The organism is Lysinibacillus sp. NPDC056185, from assembly GCF_047737915.1.
In the GTDB taxonomy this organism is placed as follows: domain Bacteria; phylum Bacillota; class Bacilli; order Bacillales_A; family Planococcaceae; genus Lysinibacillus.
In genome coordinates this window covers 169,277-184,371 of record NZ_JBLLLQ010000002.1, presented here as the reverse complement: position 1 = coordinate 184,371, position 15,095 = coordinate 169,277, and the positions used below count along the sequence as shown (strand labels likewise).

Below are 15,095 nucleotides of genomic sequence, written 5' to 3'. Positions count from 1 at the left end.
TGATTCTTGCATAGGAGGAGATGAATATATGAGTTTACAGAAATGCGATAAATGCAATACTCAATTTAAATGGAGCAAAATCATAAAATCTCTTTTTTTAGCATACAGTCCTATTCAATGCAATCAATGTGGTACGGAGCATAGGATAATATTCTTTTCAAGAATTATATTGTCTTTGTTATCAGTTCTACCATTGTGGTTACTTGGCTTTATCATATTAACTCAATTATCGTCTTCCATTTCTTATACTTTTTCGATAATGATTTTATGTGGTGTTTTTTTGTTTTTGTTTTTGTTATTTCCTTTTTTTGCGAAGTACAAATCGGAATACTGAATATATTTATGGTGAAATAAGGTTTTACACTTGTTAAGCTAAGGAGTGCTGTAGTTAAAGATTATTAAGTTGTATAAGTAGCTCTTTTGCTTACTGGGGTAGCGTCAGGAAAATGCGGATTTACAACGATAAGGAAATTCCAAATTAAAAAGCCCAACTTCTCTACAAATCAAAATAGAGAAATTGAGCTTTTCAGTTACTTCATTCATTTATTTATTGAATTCATTAACTGGAAGAAGTATTCAGGTTTATGAGTCTTATTTAGGTTATACCATGAATGTAATGCATCTGGTGTAAATACATCTATTTTTTTTAGTACCTCCATTGCAAATTCCAGAGGAGCTATTCCTGATGCAGTAACTAAATTCGCATCAGATACCGCAGATCCCAACTCATAGAACTTTTCTCCTTTATAGTTAGGACATACCATTTTAGTATATTCTAAGTTATTACTTGTATGCTTTCTAGTATCTAAGTATCCCATATTCGCTAGGGCATCAGTTGCACCACAAATTGCAGCAACAATAGTGCCAATCTTTAAAGCTTGGCCAATTCTTTCCAAGATAGGTTGATGAATTTCTTCACTCCAAGTAGTCCCTCCTGGCAAAATTAAAAGATCTTTACTCTCAAGAGTACATTCATCAAGGGAAATATCTGGTTTTATGCTCAGTCCTCCCATAGTAGTAATCATTTCTTTATTAGCTCCTACTGTAATTACTTTTAAAGGTGCTAAATCTTTTTTGAAATATCTTCCTGAGTTTAGTTCAGCAATTAAATATCCATATTCCCAGTCCGACATTGTATTAAATACATATAGAAAAACTTTTTTTGTTTGCATCCAATAACACTCCAATCACAATTGATATAGCAATTATAATATAACTTCCCTGACAGTTAACGTCAGGGAAGTTATCATACTTGATGAAATTTTATTAATTCCGACAGAACTTCAATAAGTCTTTTCTTAAGACTTATTGGCTCAATAACTTTAATAGATTTATTGTACGGTAAAAGTAAATAAGGTACATATGTATGTATCATATCTTTTTCAAGAAGAAAAACTGCTTGATTTGAAGTCCGTTCTTGTAAATAATGTCCTAAAAACCAATGTTGGCAAATATCAGCCAATACACTTTTATCCCCATTAATAACCAAAGAAATAATCCCTTCCTTATCTTCTATAGTTGGAAGAAGATTTTTTATAAAAAAGTCACGTGCTGAAAAATTTTCTGGCCGGTTAAACTTATTTTCAGTTAGCATTAGACTTTCAATTCGATCTACTCTAAAACTACGGATATCATTCCTAAGATGACAAAATCCAATCACATACCACTTATTATTCCAATAGATAATTCTGTACGGATCGACCAATCTATAATTTAATTGCTTTTCGCCACTTTTATGGTAAAGAATTTTTACTGAGTACCCGTCAGCTACGGCCTGCTCCAACTCCTTCAAAAAAGGTTCCATAGAGAGTGAACTTAATCGACTTATTACTTCAAGACTAGTTACATGTTGGTTTATCTTTGTTTCCTGCTCTTGATTTGAGTATTTACTTAGTTTTGAAATGGCCCTATTTAGTGCTTCACCTCCATAATATCCGGCTTCTTCTGCAAAAACAGCAGCGTGAAATAGTGAAGTTTGCTCCTCAAAATCAAAAAAAAGAGGAGCCTCAATAAAATTGTTCAATAAAGTGTATCCACCGTTATGTCCTGGTTCTGAAATTATAGGTACGCCACTTGTTGAAATTGTATCAATATAACGATACACAGTCCTTATATTCATCTCTAACTTTTCTGAAATTTGTTTTGCAGTAATTTTTTCACCTGAACGAAGCATCCATAGAATTGCTAACATATTGTCAATTTTAGGCATATAATTCCACCTCTATATGAAATTTATTTTCTATTATATATTTTCCGATTTTTGGTATAACTCATCAACTGTTCCTTTCCGATAGCTTTTATATAGTGAGGCCCTAGACACATTTGTAATTTCACAAATTTGATTTACAGTCATATCTCCCTCTTTATAAAGCTTTACTGCATAATTCATTCCTGCATGATTTTTATGGTACATCTTTAACCGACCTTTAAACTTTCCTTCTTTCTTAGCCAGTTCAATCCCTTCACGCTGCCGCATACGGATAAGATCACGTTCTAATTGGTTTACACCTGCCATAACCGTAATTAAGAATTGGCTGTAGGGATTATCTTCTGATAAATCTAGCCATGTATCTTTTAAGGATTTTAAATTTGCCTTTTTACTCCGTATGTTATCGATTAATTCAAATAAATCTTGTGTACTACGAGTAATCCGAGTTAAGTCCGTAACATAAATGATGTCACCTTCTTGCATATCCTCTAACATTTTTTGAAGTTGCTCACGATCTTTTGTTGCTCCGGAAACTTTTTCTTCAAAAATAATATCCATTCCGATTTCGTTCTGTTGTTGAAATTGCCTTGAAGGATTCTGGAGTGAGATTATACTGTATGTAAATTGCGAGAGGTAGAGAATTGCTTACACCAGAACAGCGGCAGACCCTTATGCGAATTCCTGAAGATGAGTGGGTGCTAGGAACCTACTACACTTTTTCCAAACGAGATTTAGAAATTATAAATAAACGAAGGAGAGAAGAAAACCGTTTAGGGTTCGCCGTTCAATTAGCCGTTCTTCGGTATCCCGGTGGCCATGCACTCATATCAAAAGCATCCCGGATTCATTCATACATTATATTTTCTTATATATAGTGTATTTTTTACGTCTAGCATTAAGCTAGACGTAAATTAATCCTTCTATTTAACCGCTTGAATAATTGCTGAGACAATATAATTTTCTAAATCATAATTAGGTTCCCATTCACGGATAAATTCTTTTGAATCATCTTTTGGTTCAATTGAGATATTTGTAAAGCCAGCATCTTTTAAAAGTTCTTCATATTCATCAATCGAAATAGCACCAGATATACATCCAGAATACAAACTCATATCTGTTAAATAACTCTCTGGTAAAGCTGCCGTAAGAACTACATCTGAAATTGCTAAACGACCACCTGTTTTTAAAATACGGTAGGCTTCTTTAAATACCTGTTGTTTGTTTGGTGATAGATTGATCACACAATTTGAAATGATTATATCAGCTGTATGATCCGCAACAGGCATATGTTCAATTTCACCTAAACGAAATTCTACATTTTCAAAACCTGGTTTTTCTGCGTTACGGCGTGCCTTTGAAATCATTTCAGGTGTCATATCGATGCCAATTACTTGACCTTCTTTCCCTACCTTTGGTGCAGCTAAGAAGCAATCGAAACCTCCGCCAGAACCTAAATCAACAACAGTTTCTCCATGCTTCAAATCCGCGATAGCTTGCGGATTGCCACAGCTAAGTCCCATATTGGCTCCATCAGGAATAGAAACTAACTCTTCCTTTGTATAGCCCATTTTTTGCGAAATTTCATCGATGGAAATATTTTGATTTTCATCTGGATTACAGCAGCTAGAGGCTGGTGTACAGCATCCTTGTGTACTGTTTAATTTCAAGGCTACTTTCGCATAATTTTCACGTACATTTGTACGAATATCATCTTCTCTTGTCATTTAAAAACCCACCTTAGCAAGATTTTGGTGAATATCCTACCAACACTAAACCTAGTTCACCATTCTCTTCTTCTGCATGAATTGTAACTTCTGTTAATTGAGGTGCAATATCAGGATGAATGGCAACTTCGATCCCTTCAATCGTCTCTACAGCATCTTCATTTGTTGGTGCTTCTAAGCCCACACCTAAATTAACGCCACAGCAACCTGGAATGCCGAAGAAGCGCAGTGTTTTCACCTCTGAATCAGCTAATACTTGCTCTAAATAATTTTTACCTTCTGGACTCATTTTCATTTGATATACTCTCCTTTAAGTTCATGTAAACTTTTTGTTCCTACTGGTGGCGTTTTTACCCATGGTATTGCCACAAATTGATTGTTGCTGATGGATTTGATTTCTTCTAACCATTTTGTTTCAGCTTGTTGCTTTTGTATTAATGTTGGACTAGTTGTTTCAATAGATGAAAATGTCTGATTGATAACCCACCAATCAACGGATAATCCAGCACGCTGTAAATCTTCCTGTAAACGTGTTGCTTCAAAAACAGGTGTTGCTTCAGGAAGTGTTACGATTGCTACACTTGTATAACTTGCATCACGTAACCGTGGTAACAAGTTTGAAACAGATGGAGGGATGTCACCTTGCGAACGGCTAATTTCACGATGATAAGCCTCTGTCGCATCTAATAACAACAACGTATGGCCAGTTGGTGCTGTATCAATAATAATGACTTCATCTTGATGATTTTCTACAACATTAGCAAACGCTCGGAATACGGCAATTTCCTCTGTACAAGGAGAAGCTAAGTCTTCTTTGACAAATGCTAAGCCTTCTTCATTCATCATTTCACTGGCCTTTGCAAGCACTTCTGCTTCATAATTTGCAACTTCTACTTTCGGATCAATACGACTTACCGTTACATTTTTAACTTTGTCATCACCGAACGTCCAATTTAAATGCGCGGCTGGATCAGTCGTAGTTAAATGTACGTGCATGCCTTCTTCTGCTAAGCGTAGGGCGATATACGAAGCAACTGTTGTTTTGCCGACACCACCTTTACCCATTGTAAATATAAGCTTCGGCTTACGTTCTAAATAATCGGCAATCATGTCTTCTACTTCAGGGACCGTCATACCTTTGTCTGCTTCATTTTCATGTAAGATATCTTGATCTGTCATCCATGCTTGCATACGCTCAATACTTGATAATGAGTATGGGACAAACGGTAAGTAGTATTTTTCAAATTCCTTTAACTCTTTAGGAATCAACGCTAATGCTTCTGTTTGGCGTGCAATGAATGCTTTTTCCACTGCATCATTAGAATTTAGATTTTTCATATAACCATTCACTAGTAAAATCTGATTTTGAATACCGATTTCAAACAGTTCATGAGAAGCACGTGCTGCCTCTTTTAAAGGATTTCCGTCAGGACGTGTCACAAGCATTAGTGTCGTTTGATTCGCATTTTTTAAACGTTTAACAGCCGCTTTATAGATTTCTCGTTGCGGCTCTAGTCCTTTTAATGGACCTAAACACGAAGTACCAGTAGTGTTGTCATCTAAAAACGTAGACCATGCAGAAGGCAGCTGTAACAAACGTAACGTATGTCCTGTAGGTGCCGTATCAAACACAACGGTATCAAAATTTTCAATTACTGTAGTATCAGTCAACAGTGTTGCAAATTCATTAAAGGCAGCAATTTCAACTGTACAAGCACCCGAAAGTTGTTCCTCCATGTTCTGAAGGACTACATCAGGCAATTTACCTCTGTAAGGGCCAACCATTTGCTCTTTGTAATGTTGTGCTGCCTGTTCAGGGTCTAAATTTAATGCAAATAAATTATCGATACCATCTATTTTTGTCGGGTTATTAGAAAGCTTTTGACCGAAAATATCTTGTAAGTTGGATGCTGGGTCCGTACTAATTAGCAGCACCTTTTTCCCTTCATTAGCAATGGCTATTGACAGGCTACTAGCAACTGATGTTTTTCCAACGCCGCCTTTCCCAGTAAAAAATAGGAAAGGAGTGTCAGGGAAATGACTTCTTGAAAAGCGTTCCATATTACGCATCTCCTTTTAGAGATAAGCGTACTTTTGGTTTTTGTAATAGTTCTTCTTCGGAAAGTCCTGACCAATGTGAAAATTGTTCATTTGTCGGGTATTTCCCTTTACAAAGTAATTCTCCATCTACAAACGTTGCAGGCAGTGCATCCATTCCTTCTGACATTAGAAGCTGATTGATGGCTTCATTTTCTACAAAGGCATTTGGTTCATTTGTTAAATTAAATCGTTCAGCTTCTATATCTGTTTTCTTTAAATTATTCATTACAAATGACATACGTAATAACTCTGGGTCAATAGATGGTCCACATAAGCCCGTAGAACAGCACATTGCTGGTTCATAAATATGAATTTTTTTCATTTTATTTCGACTCCTCTGCTACAAATTGTTCAATACGTTTGCCAATAGCATCACGTACGTTTTGGAAAATCGTCCATTTCTCTTCTTCTGTACCGGATGCCTTTGCTGGATCTTCAAATCCCCAATGCTCACGACGAACGTGAGGTGGCGTCATCGGACATTTATCTGCGGCATCTCCGCAAAGAGTAACGACTAGTGTTGCATTGTTTAATGTCTCAAAATCAATTAGATCAGATGTATGATTCGAAATATCAACCCCTATCTCTGCCATAGCTTTGATCGCATTCGGATTTACTCCATGTGCTTCAATGCCAGCACTTTTGACTGTCCAATCTGTAGGCAATAATTTTCTTGCCCACCCCTCAGCCATTTGACTACGGCAAGAATTTCCTGTACATAAGAAATAAAGTGTGTTTGTCATAAAAAGTACTCCTATAATTTAATGGTTTTAAAATATTTTTTCTGCCAACGTAATGCAACCCATACAAGTCCAATGAGTACCGGTACTTCAACAAGTGGACCAATAACAGCGGCAAAAGCTACTCCACTATGAAGTCCGAAAACACCTACAGCTACAGCAATGGCTAATTCAAAGTTGTTACTAGCGGCTGTAAATGACAGGGCTGCTGTAACGGGATAAGATGCACCTGCTTTACGAGAAGAAAAGAATGAAACAGCAAACATCACAACAAAGTAAATGAATAATGGGATAGCGATTCGTACAACATCAAGTGGTAGTTCGACTAATTTTTCACCCTTCAATGCAAACATCATCACAATTGTGAACAGCAGTGCAATTAAAGTAAGTGGTGAAATCTTTGGTAAGAACCTTTCCTCGTACCATTGCTTTCCTTTTGTTTTGATACCGATCCATCGTGTTAGAATTCCGGCAGCAAATGGTATTCCTAAGTAAATAAGAACACTTTTCGTAATTTCCCACATTGAAATGGACACATTAAAATTCTCTAAACCAAACCAACCAGGTAATACATTTAAGAAAAAGTAAGCAAAAATCGAATACGTTAAGATCTGAAAAATGGAGTTAAATGCAACTAAACCAGCTACATATTCTCGATCTCCACGAGCTAGATCATTCCACACGATAACCATCGCAATACATCGAGCTAAACCAATCATAATGAGCCCAGCCATATACTCCGGATAGTCTCGTAAGAAGATAATGGCTAAAAAGAACATTAAAAACGGACCCAATAACCAGTTTTGGAAAAGTGATAGTAAAAGAACTTTCCAATCTTTAAACACACGCCACATTTCCTCATATTTTACTTTTGCCAGTGGTGGATACATCATTACTACTAGCCCAATAGCAATCGGTATCGATGTTGTACCAACCGACATGGATTCTAACGCTTCACCAATATTAGGCATTGTGATACTTAATAAAACGCCAATACCCATCGCTACAAAAATCCAAAGAGTAAGGTAGCGATCTAAAAATGAAAGCTGTTTCGTTAAGGATTCATTACTCATCTACATTTCCCCCTATTTAGCAACCACAGTCGGTGCCACAATCACATCCAGCTACAGGTTGAATTTGTTCTAAAATGCCCTTCATCAGTGGCGTTTGATCCTCCACTAAACGATAATGTTTCCAAGTCCCTACTTTTCTCTCAGTAATAATACCTGCCTCCTTTAATTTGCGAAGATGCTGACTAACTGCTGGTTGTGAGATGCCTAAAACATCCACAAAATCACATACACAAACCTCCCCGTTCTTCATACATGCAAGTAATTTAATGCGGTTCAAGTCAGCTGCTGCTTTTAATTGTTTTTCAATTAGTGTATTTTCCATATGTTTGATCTCCTTGTATAATCATTTGCTTATATATTACATAAAATAAAAACACCCAACAAATTACAGGTGATTAAATTATTATATAACTATAAACTTATATTATGCTTGTTAAATAATAATTGCAATAATTTTTTCCCATCATTCATAAAAATTTTCCAAGGTTCTTTCTTGGAAGAGATAAGAGCATGTTTTGAACAATATATTTTCAAAACATGCTCTTTAGATTTGTTCCAACAAGGAGGCTGTTCTTGTTTTTGCTTAATAGTATTGAAACATAATGAGAAAGAAGTTTATTAAAACTTAGGAATATTATTGTAACCTTCAATAATATCCCCAAAACCTTGGTCGATGAGAAGGTCAGCTACCGATTGAAGAATTTCTTGTTTACTTTCCACGAGGTATTGTGCTTTTGAACGAATGAGTTGATCAAACATTTCACTTCGTTTTTCCCCAACAGCTTCCCAAGATTGTTGTGATTTCAGTAGATCTCCTAACGTTAAGAGAGGATAATCTATTCCTTCAAAGGTGAAATCACTATTCACTTGATACCACACGTCCCCATTCTCTCGTAACCATTTTTCACCGATGTTTTCAACACCCTGTCTCATATTTCTGGCCACGTCTAAATAGGATTTTTCTTTTGTTTGTTGATAGGATTCTAGCAAGTAATTCATTTCTCCTAGAGCATGATTTAAGGATGTATGTGTCTTCTTTGTCTGCTGGGGAGAATAATAATCGGTCACAAGGTAACCACCTTTGGGAACTTCGATTATGTTTCCGTTTTTCGTCTGGTTGACCAAAAAGTCTGCATAGGTGATGGTCGAGTTTTTGAGTTCTTTAATGTCAAGCATGTTCCCTGTTTTTTTTAGGAATAACGCGACATTCTCGTTATGCCTAGTATCGGTATAGGGAGCTTGGATTCCGTAATCTTTTTTCAACCACGTACTCGTATACTCCGTTTCCCATAAACCTTTTTTATCTCCTTGAAAAATAAATAAGTTCGCAACAGAATTTAATAGCAAATCGTAGAAGTATCGCTCCTGTGTAGTTTCATAGTAATTTAATGCTTTTTTATCTTGGACCCTCACTAGGTTTCGCCCATATCCTAATTTTGTTTCAGGTTCGATCGACCATGGGAGTTTTGAATAAGGTCCTTCTGCTGTATACCATTTGTTCATTTCTTTGTATTGTTTGGTACTTTCATTTATCCATTCATTAAGCGCTTCTTCTTTTTTAAACAGAGGCTCTTGTGATATTAACACCCAGTTTTCAGATAAATCATTTCCCTCTGATTGAAGTGGAAGAGTTACAGTAAGGCCATTATCATCATTCATTAATTTCAAGTCCTTATTTTCACTCGTCAATTCGCGGACCACACTCTTATCACCGTTCTCATAGTTGGTTATGAGTTCTTTCGATACGTAGTTTCGGCTTATCATCATATTAGTCAATAAATCTTCGTGTTCCTTTACTTTTAACAGGCCGATAGGATAGGTGGTTGGATCTACACCGAATACATGATCATGCTCATGTTGAATTTCCTGGCGTTCGAAATCCGTTAAATCATACTTTATATTTCCGCTCATAGGGTACGATATTGAGGCACTATAACCTTTGCTGCTTTTGTTTTGTAATTGAGTGAAAATAAAGAAATCCCCATTATCGATTTCTCGAACAGTGACCTTGATGGAGCCCATGTTTTCCCCATCTTCAAATAAATTATAGACAGTTGTTTGATCCGTTGAACGAATATATGATTTATTTGAACTTTTGGTTTTTTGTAGTAGTAAACCATTGGCTTCCAAATGTAATTGTGCGGAGTTTGGTAATTCTAGTGAAACGCTCTCTCTAGGTTCAATTTCTTTTTGTTTATCTTCTTTTAATGACCATGCAGTCAAAATCATGGCGGCTAACACGAAACATAAAATGCTACTCCAGATTTTTCTTTTAAACAAACTGTCCCTCCAAAATGTAACGATTCTTCTAAATTAAAGCCACCCAAATTATACCAGTGTTAATTAAGAAAAACAATTTTTCGTACATAACTAATTCTAAGATTTCTTTGTAACATTGAAATAGAAGCTGTTGGCTCTTTAATAACTAGCTAAAAAAAATTCTCAGGGGATTTATACGGTTCTCTATATGAGTAATGATATAATATAAGAAATAATTTTAATAAAGAAGGTAAGTATATGGAGATACGACAGCTTGAATACTTTTTAGTACTGTGTAATGAGCTTCATTTTACAAAGGCTGCCGAAAAATTGAATATTTCTCAACCGACGCTTAGCCATCAAATTAAAGTATTGGAAAATGAACTAGGCATTCCACTATTCGATCGTCTAGGGAAAAAAATAGCGATTACAGATGCTGGTAAAATATTGCATGAACAATGTACCCATATATTTCGAGCAATAGATAATACAAGCAATCAGATAATTGAACTGAAAGAATTAAAAGCAGGGAAATTAGTGATCGGTACTTTACCTGGCGAATTAACAAATTTAGTGTCGGACTATTTGTTAGATTATCATCTTGAATATCCAGATCTACAAATCTGCATCAATAGTTCGGATGATTTATTAAAACAGTTTAAAGACAATAAAATCGATTTTGCGATTTCCTATAAACAAGAGTACTTCGATTATGAGGAAGAGCAGCTTCAAATAATTCCATTGTTTACTGAAGAACTGCTATTCGTTGCTCATAACGATCATCCGTTAATAGTCTCTAAAAAAATAGCCTTGCAAGATGTTTTGGAGCTTCCACTAATATTATTTCCAACTATCCATCAATGTAGGAAAGTAATTGATAGTGCAGCTCGTAAAGAAAAGCTTCATGTAAAACCTAAAATAGAGACAGCTAGTGTTCAAGCCATTTTTAATTTAGTTGAACAAAATGTCGGGGCAACAATTATTTCGAAAACTCTATACCATCTATATAGACCGAATACTATTTGCGAGCGAACGATCTACAATCCACCATTAACGCGAGAAATTGTACTTCTATATAGAAAAGATAAATTCATTAATTTTGCGGCAAAAGCTTTTATTCGTTTAATGGTTGAGGGGCTTGAAGAAGCGGGCTTTTCAATTTCTGAAAAGAGTCGACAATTGATTCAATCATTAATAAAACAATAAGAAATCCACTCATCACAGAAAGGTGATGAGTGGATTCTATTTTTCTAATGACTAAGCACTATGCCTAGTCATCATACTTCTTATTTTTTCATTGTCTTAGCGTTCGCTAGATGAACATGCCAAGACAGTGCCTCTTCTAATAAATGAGGTGTGTGATGATGACCAGTCTTCTCTACCGCAGCATTATAATATGCCCACAATTGAGGACGGTAATCAGGATGTGCACAATTATTAATTAATAAAGGCACGCGTTCTTTTGGTGCTAAACCGCGTAAATCAGCTACCCCGAATTCTGTAACAATGACGTCCACATCATGTTCTGTATGGTCCACATGAGATACCATAGGGACAATACTTGAGATATTACCACCCTTTGCATAGGATTTTGTGACGAATATTCCTAAACGTGCATTACGGGCGAAATCACCAGAACCTCCAATGCCATTCATCATTTTAGAGCCTGAAACATGTGTCGAATTTACATTTCCATAAATATCAACCTCAAGTGCTGTATTAACGGAAATTAATCCTAAACGGCGAATAATTTCAGGATGATTGGATATTTCTTGAGGTCGTAAAATTAAACAATTTCTATAGTTTTCTAGCTGACTATAAACTTGCTCACCATATTCCTGTGAAAGTGTAATGGACGTACCGGAAGCGGATTTCACTTTTCCTGCATCGATTAATTCAAATACGGCGTCCTGTAACACCTCTGAATATATTTCTAAATCCTCAAACTCTGATTCTAGAAAACCATTTAAAACCGCATTTGCTACCGATCCTACGCCTGATTGGATTGGTGCTAATGTTTTTGTTAAACGACCAGCTTTAACTTCATCACGTAAAAAATTGAGTAAATGCTCTGCCATTTTAGCGGTTTCCTCATCTGGCTGTACAATTGTTGATGGAGCATCTGTTTTTTCAGATAGCACTATACCACGTACCTTACTAATATCTAACGGGATACCAACTGTTCCAATTCGCTCCCCTGCACTATTTAAAGGAATAGGACTTCTCTTCCCTTGTACATCAGGAATATAAATATCATGAATTCCCTCTAGAGAGTCAGGATGCGAAACATTTAGTTCAATAATAATTTCATTTGCCATTTGCATAATAATTGGAGAGTTTCCAACAGAAGTTGTTGGTATCAACATGCCATCTTCGGTAATTGCAGTAGCTTCAATTATAGCAAAGTCAATAGGTCCTACGATTCCTTGACGAATTAACTCTGCATTATGTGAAACATGCGCATCCGTGTACAGTATTTCTCCATTGTTAATCATACGACGAATAGCTGGATCACCTTGATAGGGTGCTCGCTTACGAATAATACCAGCTTCAGCCATCTGTTGATCTACCTCTGGACCAAGTGAGGCTCCTGTATAAACATCAACTTGGAATTTTTCCTCTTTCGCTTTTTCTACAAGCGCTAGTGGTACTATTTTTGCATCGCCTGCCCTTGTAAAGCCACTCATTCCTAATAACATGCCATCTTTTATCCAAGAGGCCGCTTCTTGAGCTGATACAACACTATTTTGTAAGGCAACGTGACGAATTTTCTTATGTGCTAGTTTTAACATATTATATGAATCCCCTTATCTACTATCAATTTTTATTCAGACCAAGGTGAGTGCAAGACGCAATCACAAAAGTTTTTAGATTTATAATTTGGAATGAACAATGCACAAACATCAGATTTAATATTGCCAAATGTTGTTTCGGGTTTGTGCTTAAATCCTTCAAAAAATGCTGGCAAAATATTTTGTTTAAATTGATTACGTGGGAAAGCATTGATAATTTCATTTCGTTCTTCATTCGTCAAGTCATGATAACCGTCCCCCATTACATCAAGGCCAACTCCGGCATATAGCAATGCGACTTCATTTTCTTTATGCTCAGCAACACCGATCGTAGTATGTAGTGCAATGGCATCCCAAACAAGTTGTATTGAGTCATCATCAATATGATGGTGAGCTAGAAATTGACGTGCTGCATTTGCGCCATCTACCTCAAAGCGTTTATCTACGCTACTAAATTGTTTTGTTAAACCTAAATCATGAAACAGAGCACTTACATATAGCAGCTCTTCATCATATGTTCTCTGCGCTTTTTTACCTTGAAGTGCCCCAAACAAATAAACACGATTTGAGTGATTCCATAGCAATTCAGAACCATGTTCTTTTAAAATATCCTGAGCTTCTAGTGCCAAACGGCTGTCAGGAATTTTAATACCCGCAATATTTGTCATCAGTAGTACCTCCCTTATTTAAAGTAGCAACTATTGCTTATTAAGAATTATAAGAATCTAGCTTCTATATATCAATTCTATAATTTCTATGATAACCATAGATTTTTTCTATGATCTTTCGTTTAATAGATACTTACTTAAATCTTTCCGGCAAGTAAAACATGAGATATTAAGGTATATAACTTGTCTTAAATAATCTGATGTAAAAAGATCTATTATGAAAAAAGTTGCCGTTAACATACTTAACCGTTCTTTCCTTTTAAACCAACTCACCTAGTGAAATAGCCAGTTATCGTCACCTTCGATTTTATTTACGAAATTGGTTGAAAAAGGAATAAGAGATTTTTACGTATTCTAGACAGACAATTTTTTAAAGACATAACTACGAACAAGAAACCATCTACCTATAAAATAGTAGATGGTTTCCGTGTTTATTGATATTATATCTAATCGTTCTTACTTCGTTACTGTCTCATTATTATCTTGGAAGAATTTTTTCATCTCGTCATCTGTAAATTCAGCTAATGATTTATAAATATACTGTGGATTTCGATCTTTATCAATGACGACAGAGCGTACACCTTCAAAGAAATCGTTATGTTTTAAAAAGTTTTTAGCCAAGATTAAATCCGTCGCAAAGCATTCTTCTAATGTTTTATATCGCGCATCTATAAGCTGCTTTAACGTAATTTTTAACGATGATGGAGATTTCGACAGAAGTAACTGCTTTGTTTCATGTGAAAATTTACTTGGGTCATTGTCTAAGGACTCTACTATCTCTTCCACTGTGAATTTTGAGAAGTGTTGATCTATTTCATTTTGAATGCTGGCAAGTTTACTGTTTCCTAATGATTTACTTGAATATGTCTCAATTAATTGCTTTAAAGCAGTATTTGTTTCCTGTGCATGCCAGTCTGTCTGTTCAACGCGTCCAAGGAATTTTTGTAGATTATCGCTCGTCATATAGCTATCCGCTCCATTGGCAAAGAGAACGTCTGCAGCTTGGATGACAGATGCGGTTAAAGCTAAGTAGTATCCTACATAGCCTGGTGTTTTGTTTAGGAAATAGGCAGCTCCAACATCTGGAAAGAAGCCAATATTCATTTCCGGCATAGCCCATTTTGTCCGTTCTGTAACGATTCGGTGACTAGCCCCATAGGTTAAACCGACTCCACCTCCCATGACAATGCCATCAAGGCAGGCAATAATCGGTTTAGGATAGTGATAGATATCCATATCTACTTGATATTCTTCTTCGAAAAAGACTTCGGCATTTTTTGAAGCTACCTGACTGGAGCGAGCCTCATAGAGTGTTTTAATATCGCCGCCAGCACAAAATCCTTTCTCGCCAGCGCCTCTCAGGATGATTAGGTGAATTTGATCATTTGCTTGCCATTCCTTCAATTTCTCTCCGATGGGCTTTAGCATTTGAGTGGAAAGTGAGTTTAAAGCTTTTGGTCGATTCAGCGTAATGATGGCTGCTCCACCGTCACTGACTGAAAATATTACTTCGTTTTCCATATTGTATCC

16 protein-coding genes and 1 pseudogene are annotated in these 15,095 nt (G+C 36.0%); 3 read left to right on the top strand and 14 right to left on the bottom strand.

The window, feature by feature from the left end:
- The first annotated feature begins 28 nt into the window (after window positions 1-28).
- On the top strand, window positions 29-334 hold the full coding sequence (locus ACMZ42_RS03340) for a TIGR04104 family putative zinc finger protein (protein WP_415730562.1): 306 nt from the start codon (window positions 29-31) through the stop codon (window positions 332-334).
- A gap of 205 nt (window positions 335-539) precedes the next feature.
- Here the strand turns inward: ACMZ42_RS03340 and ACMZ42_RS03335 are convergent, their stop codons facing one another.
- The 3 genes from ACMZ42_RS03335 to ACMZ42_RS03325 all read right to left on the bottom strand — a co-directional run bounded on the left by ACMZ42_RS03335 (window position 540) and on the right by ACMZ42_RS03325 (window position 2,821).
- On the bottom strand, window positions 540-1,172 hold the full coding sequence (locus ACMZ42_RS03335) for a type 1 glutamine amidotransferase family protein (RefSeq protein WP_415730561.1): 633 nt from the start codon (window positions 1,170-1,172) through the stop codon (window positions 540-542).
- A 74-nt stretch (window positions 1,173-1,246) separates the two neighbouring features.
- Complete coding sequence (locus tag ACMZ42_RS03330) at window positions 1,247-2,209, bottom strand: helix-turn-helix transcriptional regulator (RefSeq protein ID WP_370076345.1); 963 nt, start codon at window positions 2,207-2,209, stop codon at window positions 1,247-1,249.
- Between the two features lie 33 nt (window positions 2,210-2,242).
- A complete protein-coding gene (locus ACMZ42_RS03325; protein WP_415730664.1) occupies window positions 2,243-2,821 on the bottom strand; it encodes a recombinase family protein in 579 nt (192 codons plus the stop codon).
- A gap of 59 nt (window positions 2,822-2,880) precedes the next feature.
- Here ACMZ42_RS03325 and ACMZ42_RS03320 point away from each other — a divergent pair.
- Window positions 2,881-3,021: pseudogene (locus tag ACMZ42_RS03320) on the top strand (DUF4158 domain-containing protein); the annotation flags it as partial.
- A gap of 108 nt (window positions 3,022-3,129) precedes the next feature.
- On the opposite strand, the gene ACMZ42_RS03315 reads toward ACMZ42_RS03320, so the two are convergent.
- From ACMZ42_RS03315 to ACMZ42_RS03280, 8 genes are all read right to left on the bottom strand, one after another.
- Window positions 3,130-3,933 (bottom strand): arsenite methyltransferase, encoded by an 804-nt coding sequence (locus ACMZ42_RS03315; RefSeq protein WP_415730560.1) that lies wholly within the window; start codon window positions 3,931-3,933, stop codon window positions 3,130-3,132.
- Window positions 3,934-3,946: 13 nt separating this feature from the next.
- Entirely contained in the window at window positions 3,947-4,228 is a 282-nt protein-coding gene (locus tag ACMZ42_RS03310; RefSeq protein ID WP_376070251.1) for a Fe-S cluster assembly protein HesB, read from the bottom strand.
- A complete protein-coding gene (gene arsA, locus ACMZ42_RS03305) occupies window positions 4,225-5,994 on the bottom strand; it encodes an arsenical pump-driving ATPase (protein ID WP_415730559.1) in 1,770 nt (589 codons plus the stop codon). The genes ACMZ42_RS03310 and arsA overlap by 4 nt, the downstream gene beginning before the upstream one ends.
- 1 nt (window position 5,995) lies before the next feature.
- Window positions 5,996-6,355 carry an arsenite efflux transporter metallochaperone ArsD gene (gene arsD / locus ACMZ42_RS03300; RefSeq protein WP_415730558.1) on the bottom strand — a complete coding sequence of 120 codons (360 nt, stop codon included), beginning with the start codon at window positions 6,353-6,355 and terminating at the stop codon, window positions 5,996-5,998.
- Between the two features lies 1 nt (window position 6,356).
- Window positions 6,357-6,776 carry an arsenate reductase (thioredoxin) gene (arsC, locus tag ACMZ42_RS03295; RefSeq protein WP_415730557.1) on the bottom strand — a complete coding sequence of 140 codons (420 nt, stop codon included), beginning with the start codon at window positions 6,774-6,776 and terminating at the stop codon, window positions 6,357-6,359.
- Window positions 6,777-6,787: 11 nt separating this feature from the next.
- Window positions 6,788-7,846 carry an ACR3 family arsenite efflux transporter gene (gene arsB, locus ACMZ42_RS03290; protein WP_415730556.1) on the bottom strand — a complete coding sequence of 353 codons (1,059 nt, stop codon included), beginning with the start codon at window positions 7,844-7,846 and terminating at the stop codon, window positions 6,788-6,790.
- 16 nt (window positions 7,847-7,862) lie between these two features.
- Entirely contained in the window at window positions 7,863-8,168 is a 306-nt protein-coding gene (locus tag ACMZ42_RS03285) for an ArsR/SmtB family transcription factor (RefSeq protein ID WP_370076333.1), read from the bottom strand.
- Between the two features lie 296 nt (window positions 8,169-8,464).
- Complete coding sequence (locus tag ACMZ42_RS03280; RefSeq protein WP_415730555.1) at window positions 8,465-10,126, bottom strand: hypothetical protein; 1,662 nt, start codon at window positions 10,124-10,126, stop codon at window positions 8,465-8,467.
- A 237-nt stretch (window positions 10,127-10,363) separates the two neighbouring features.
- On the opposite strand from ACMZ42_RS03280, the gene ACMZ42_RS03275 reads away from it, so the two are divergent.
- Window positions 10,364-11,311, top strand: a complete 948-nt coding sequence (locus ACMZ42_RS03275; RefSeq protein ID WP_415730554.1) for a LysR family transcriptional regulator — start codon at window positions 10,364-10,366, stop codon at window positions 11,309-11,311.
- Window positions 11,312-11,391: 80 nt separating this feature from the next.
- Here ACMZ42_RS03275 and ACMZ42_RS03270 read toward each other — a convergent pair whose 3' ends face one another.
- The 3 genes from ACMZ42_RS03270 to ACMZ42_RS03260 form a co-directional block, all read right to left on the bottom strand.
- Window positions 11,392-12,897 (bottom strand): succinate CoA transferase, encoded by a 1,506-nt coding sequence (locus ACMZ42_RS03270; RefSeq protein ID WP_415730553.1) that lies wholly within the window; start codon window positions 12,895-12,897, stop codon window positions 11,392-11,394.
- Between the two features lie 32 nt (window positions 12,898-12,929).
- Window positions 12,930-13,565: an HD domain-containing protein gene (locus ACMZ42_RS03265; RefSeq protein ID WP_415730552.1), complete on the bottom strand. Its 636-nt coding sequence runs from the start codon at window positions 13,563-13,565 to the stop codon at window positions 12,930-12,932.
- A 456-nt stretch (window positions 13,566-14,021) separates the two neighbouring features.
- Window positions 14,022-15,086, bottom strand: a complete 1,065-nt coding sequence (locus tag ACMZ42_RS03260) for an enoyl-CoA hydratase/isomerase family protein (RefSeq protein ID WP_415730551.1) — start codon at window positions 15,084-15,086, stop codon at window positions 14,022-14,024.
- Window positions 15,087-15,095 lie beyond the last annotated feature (9 nt).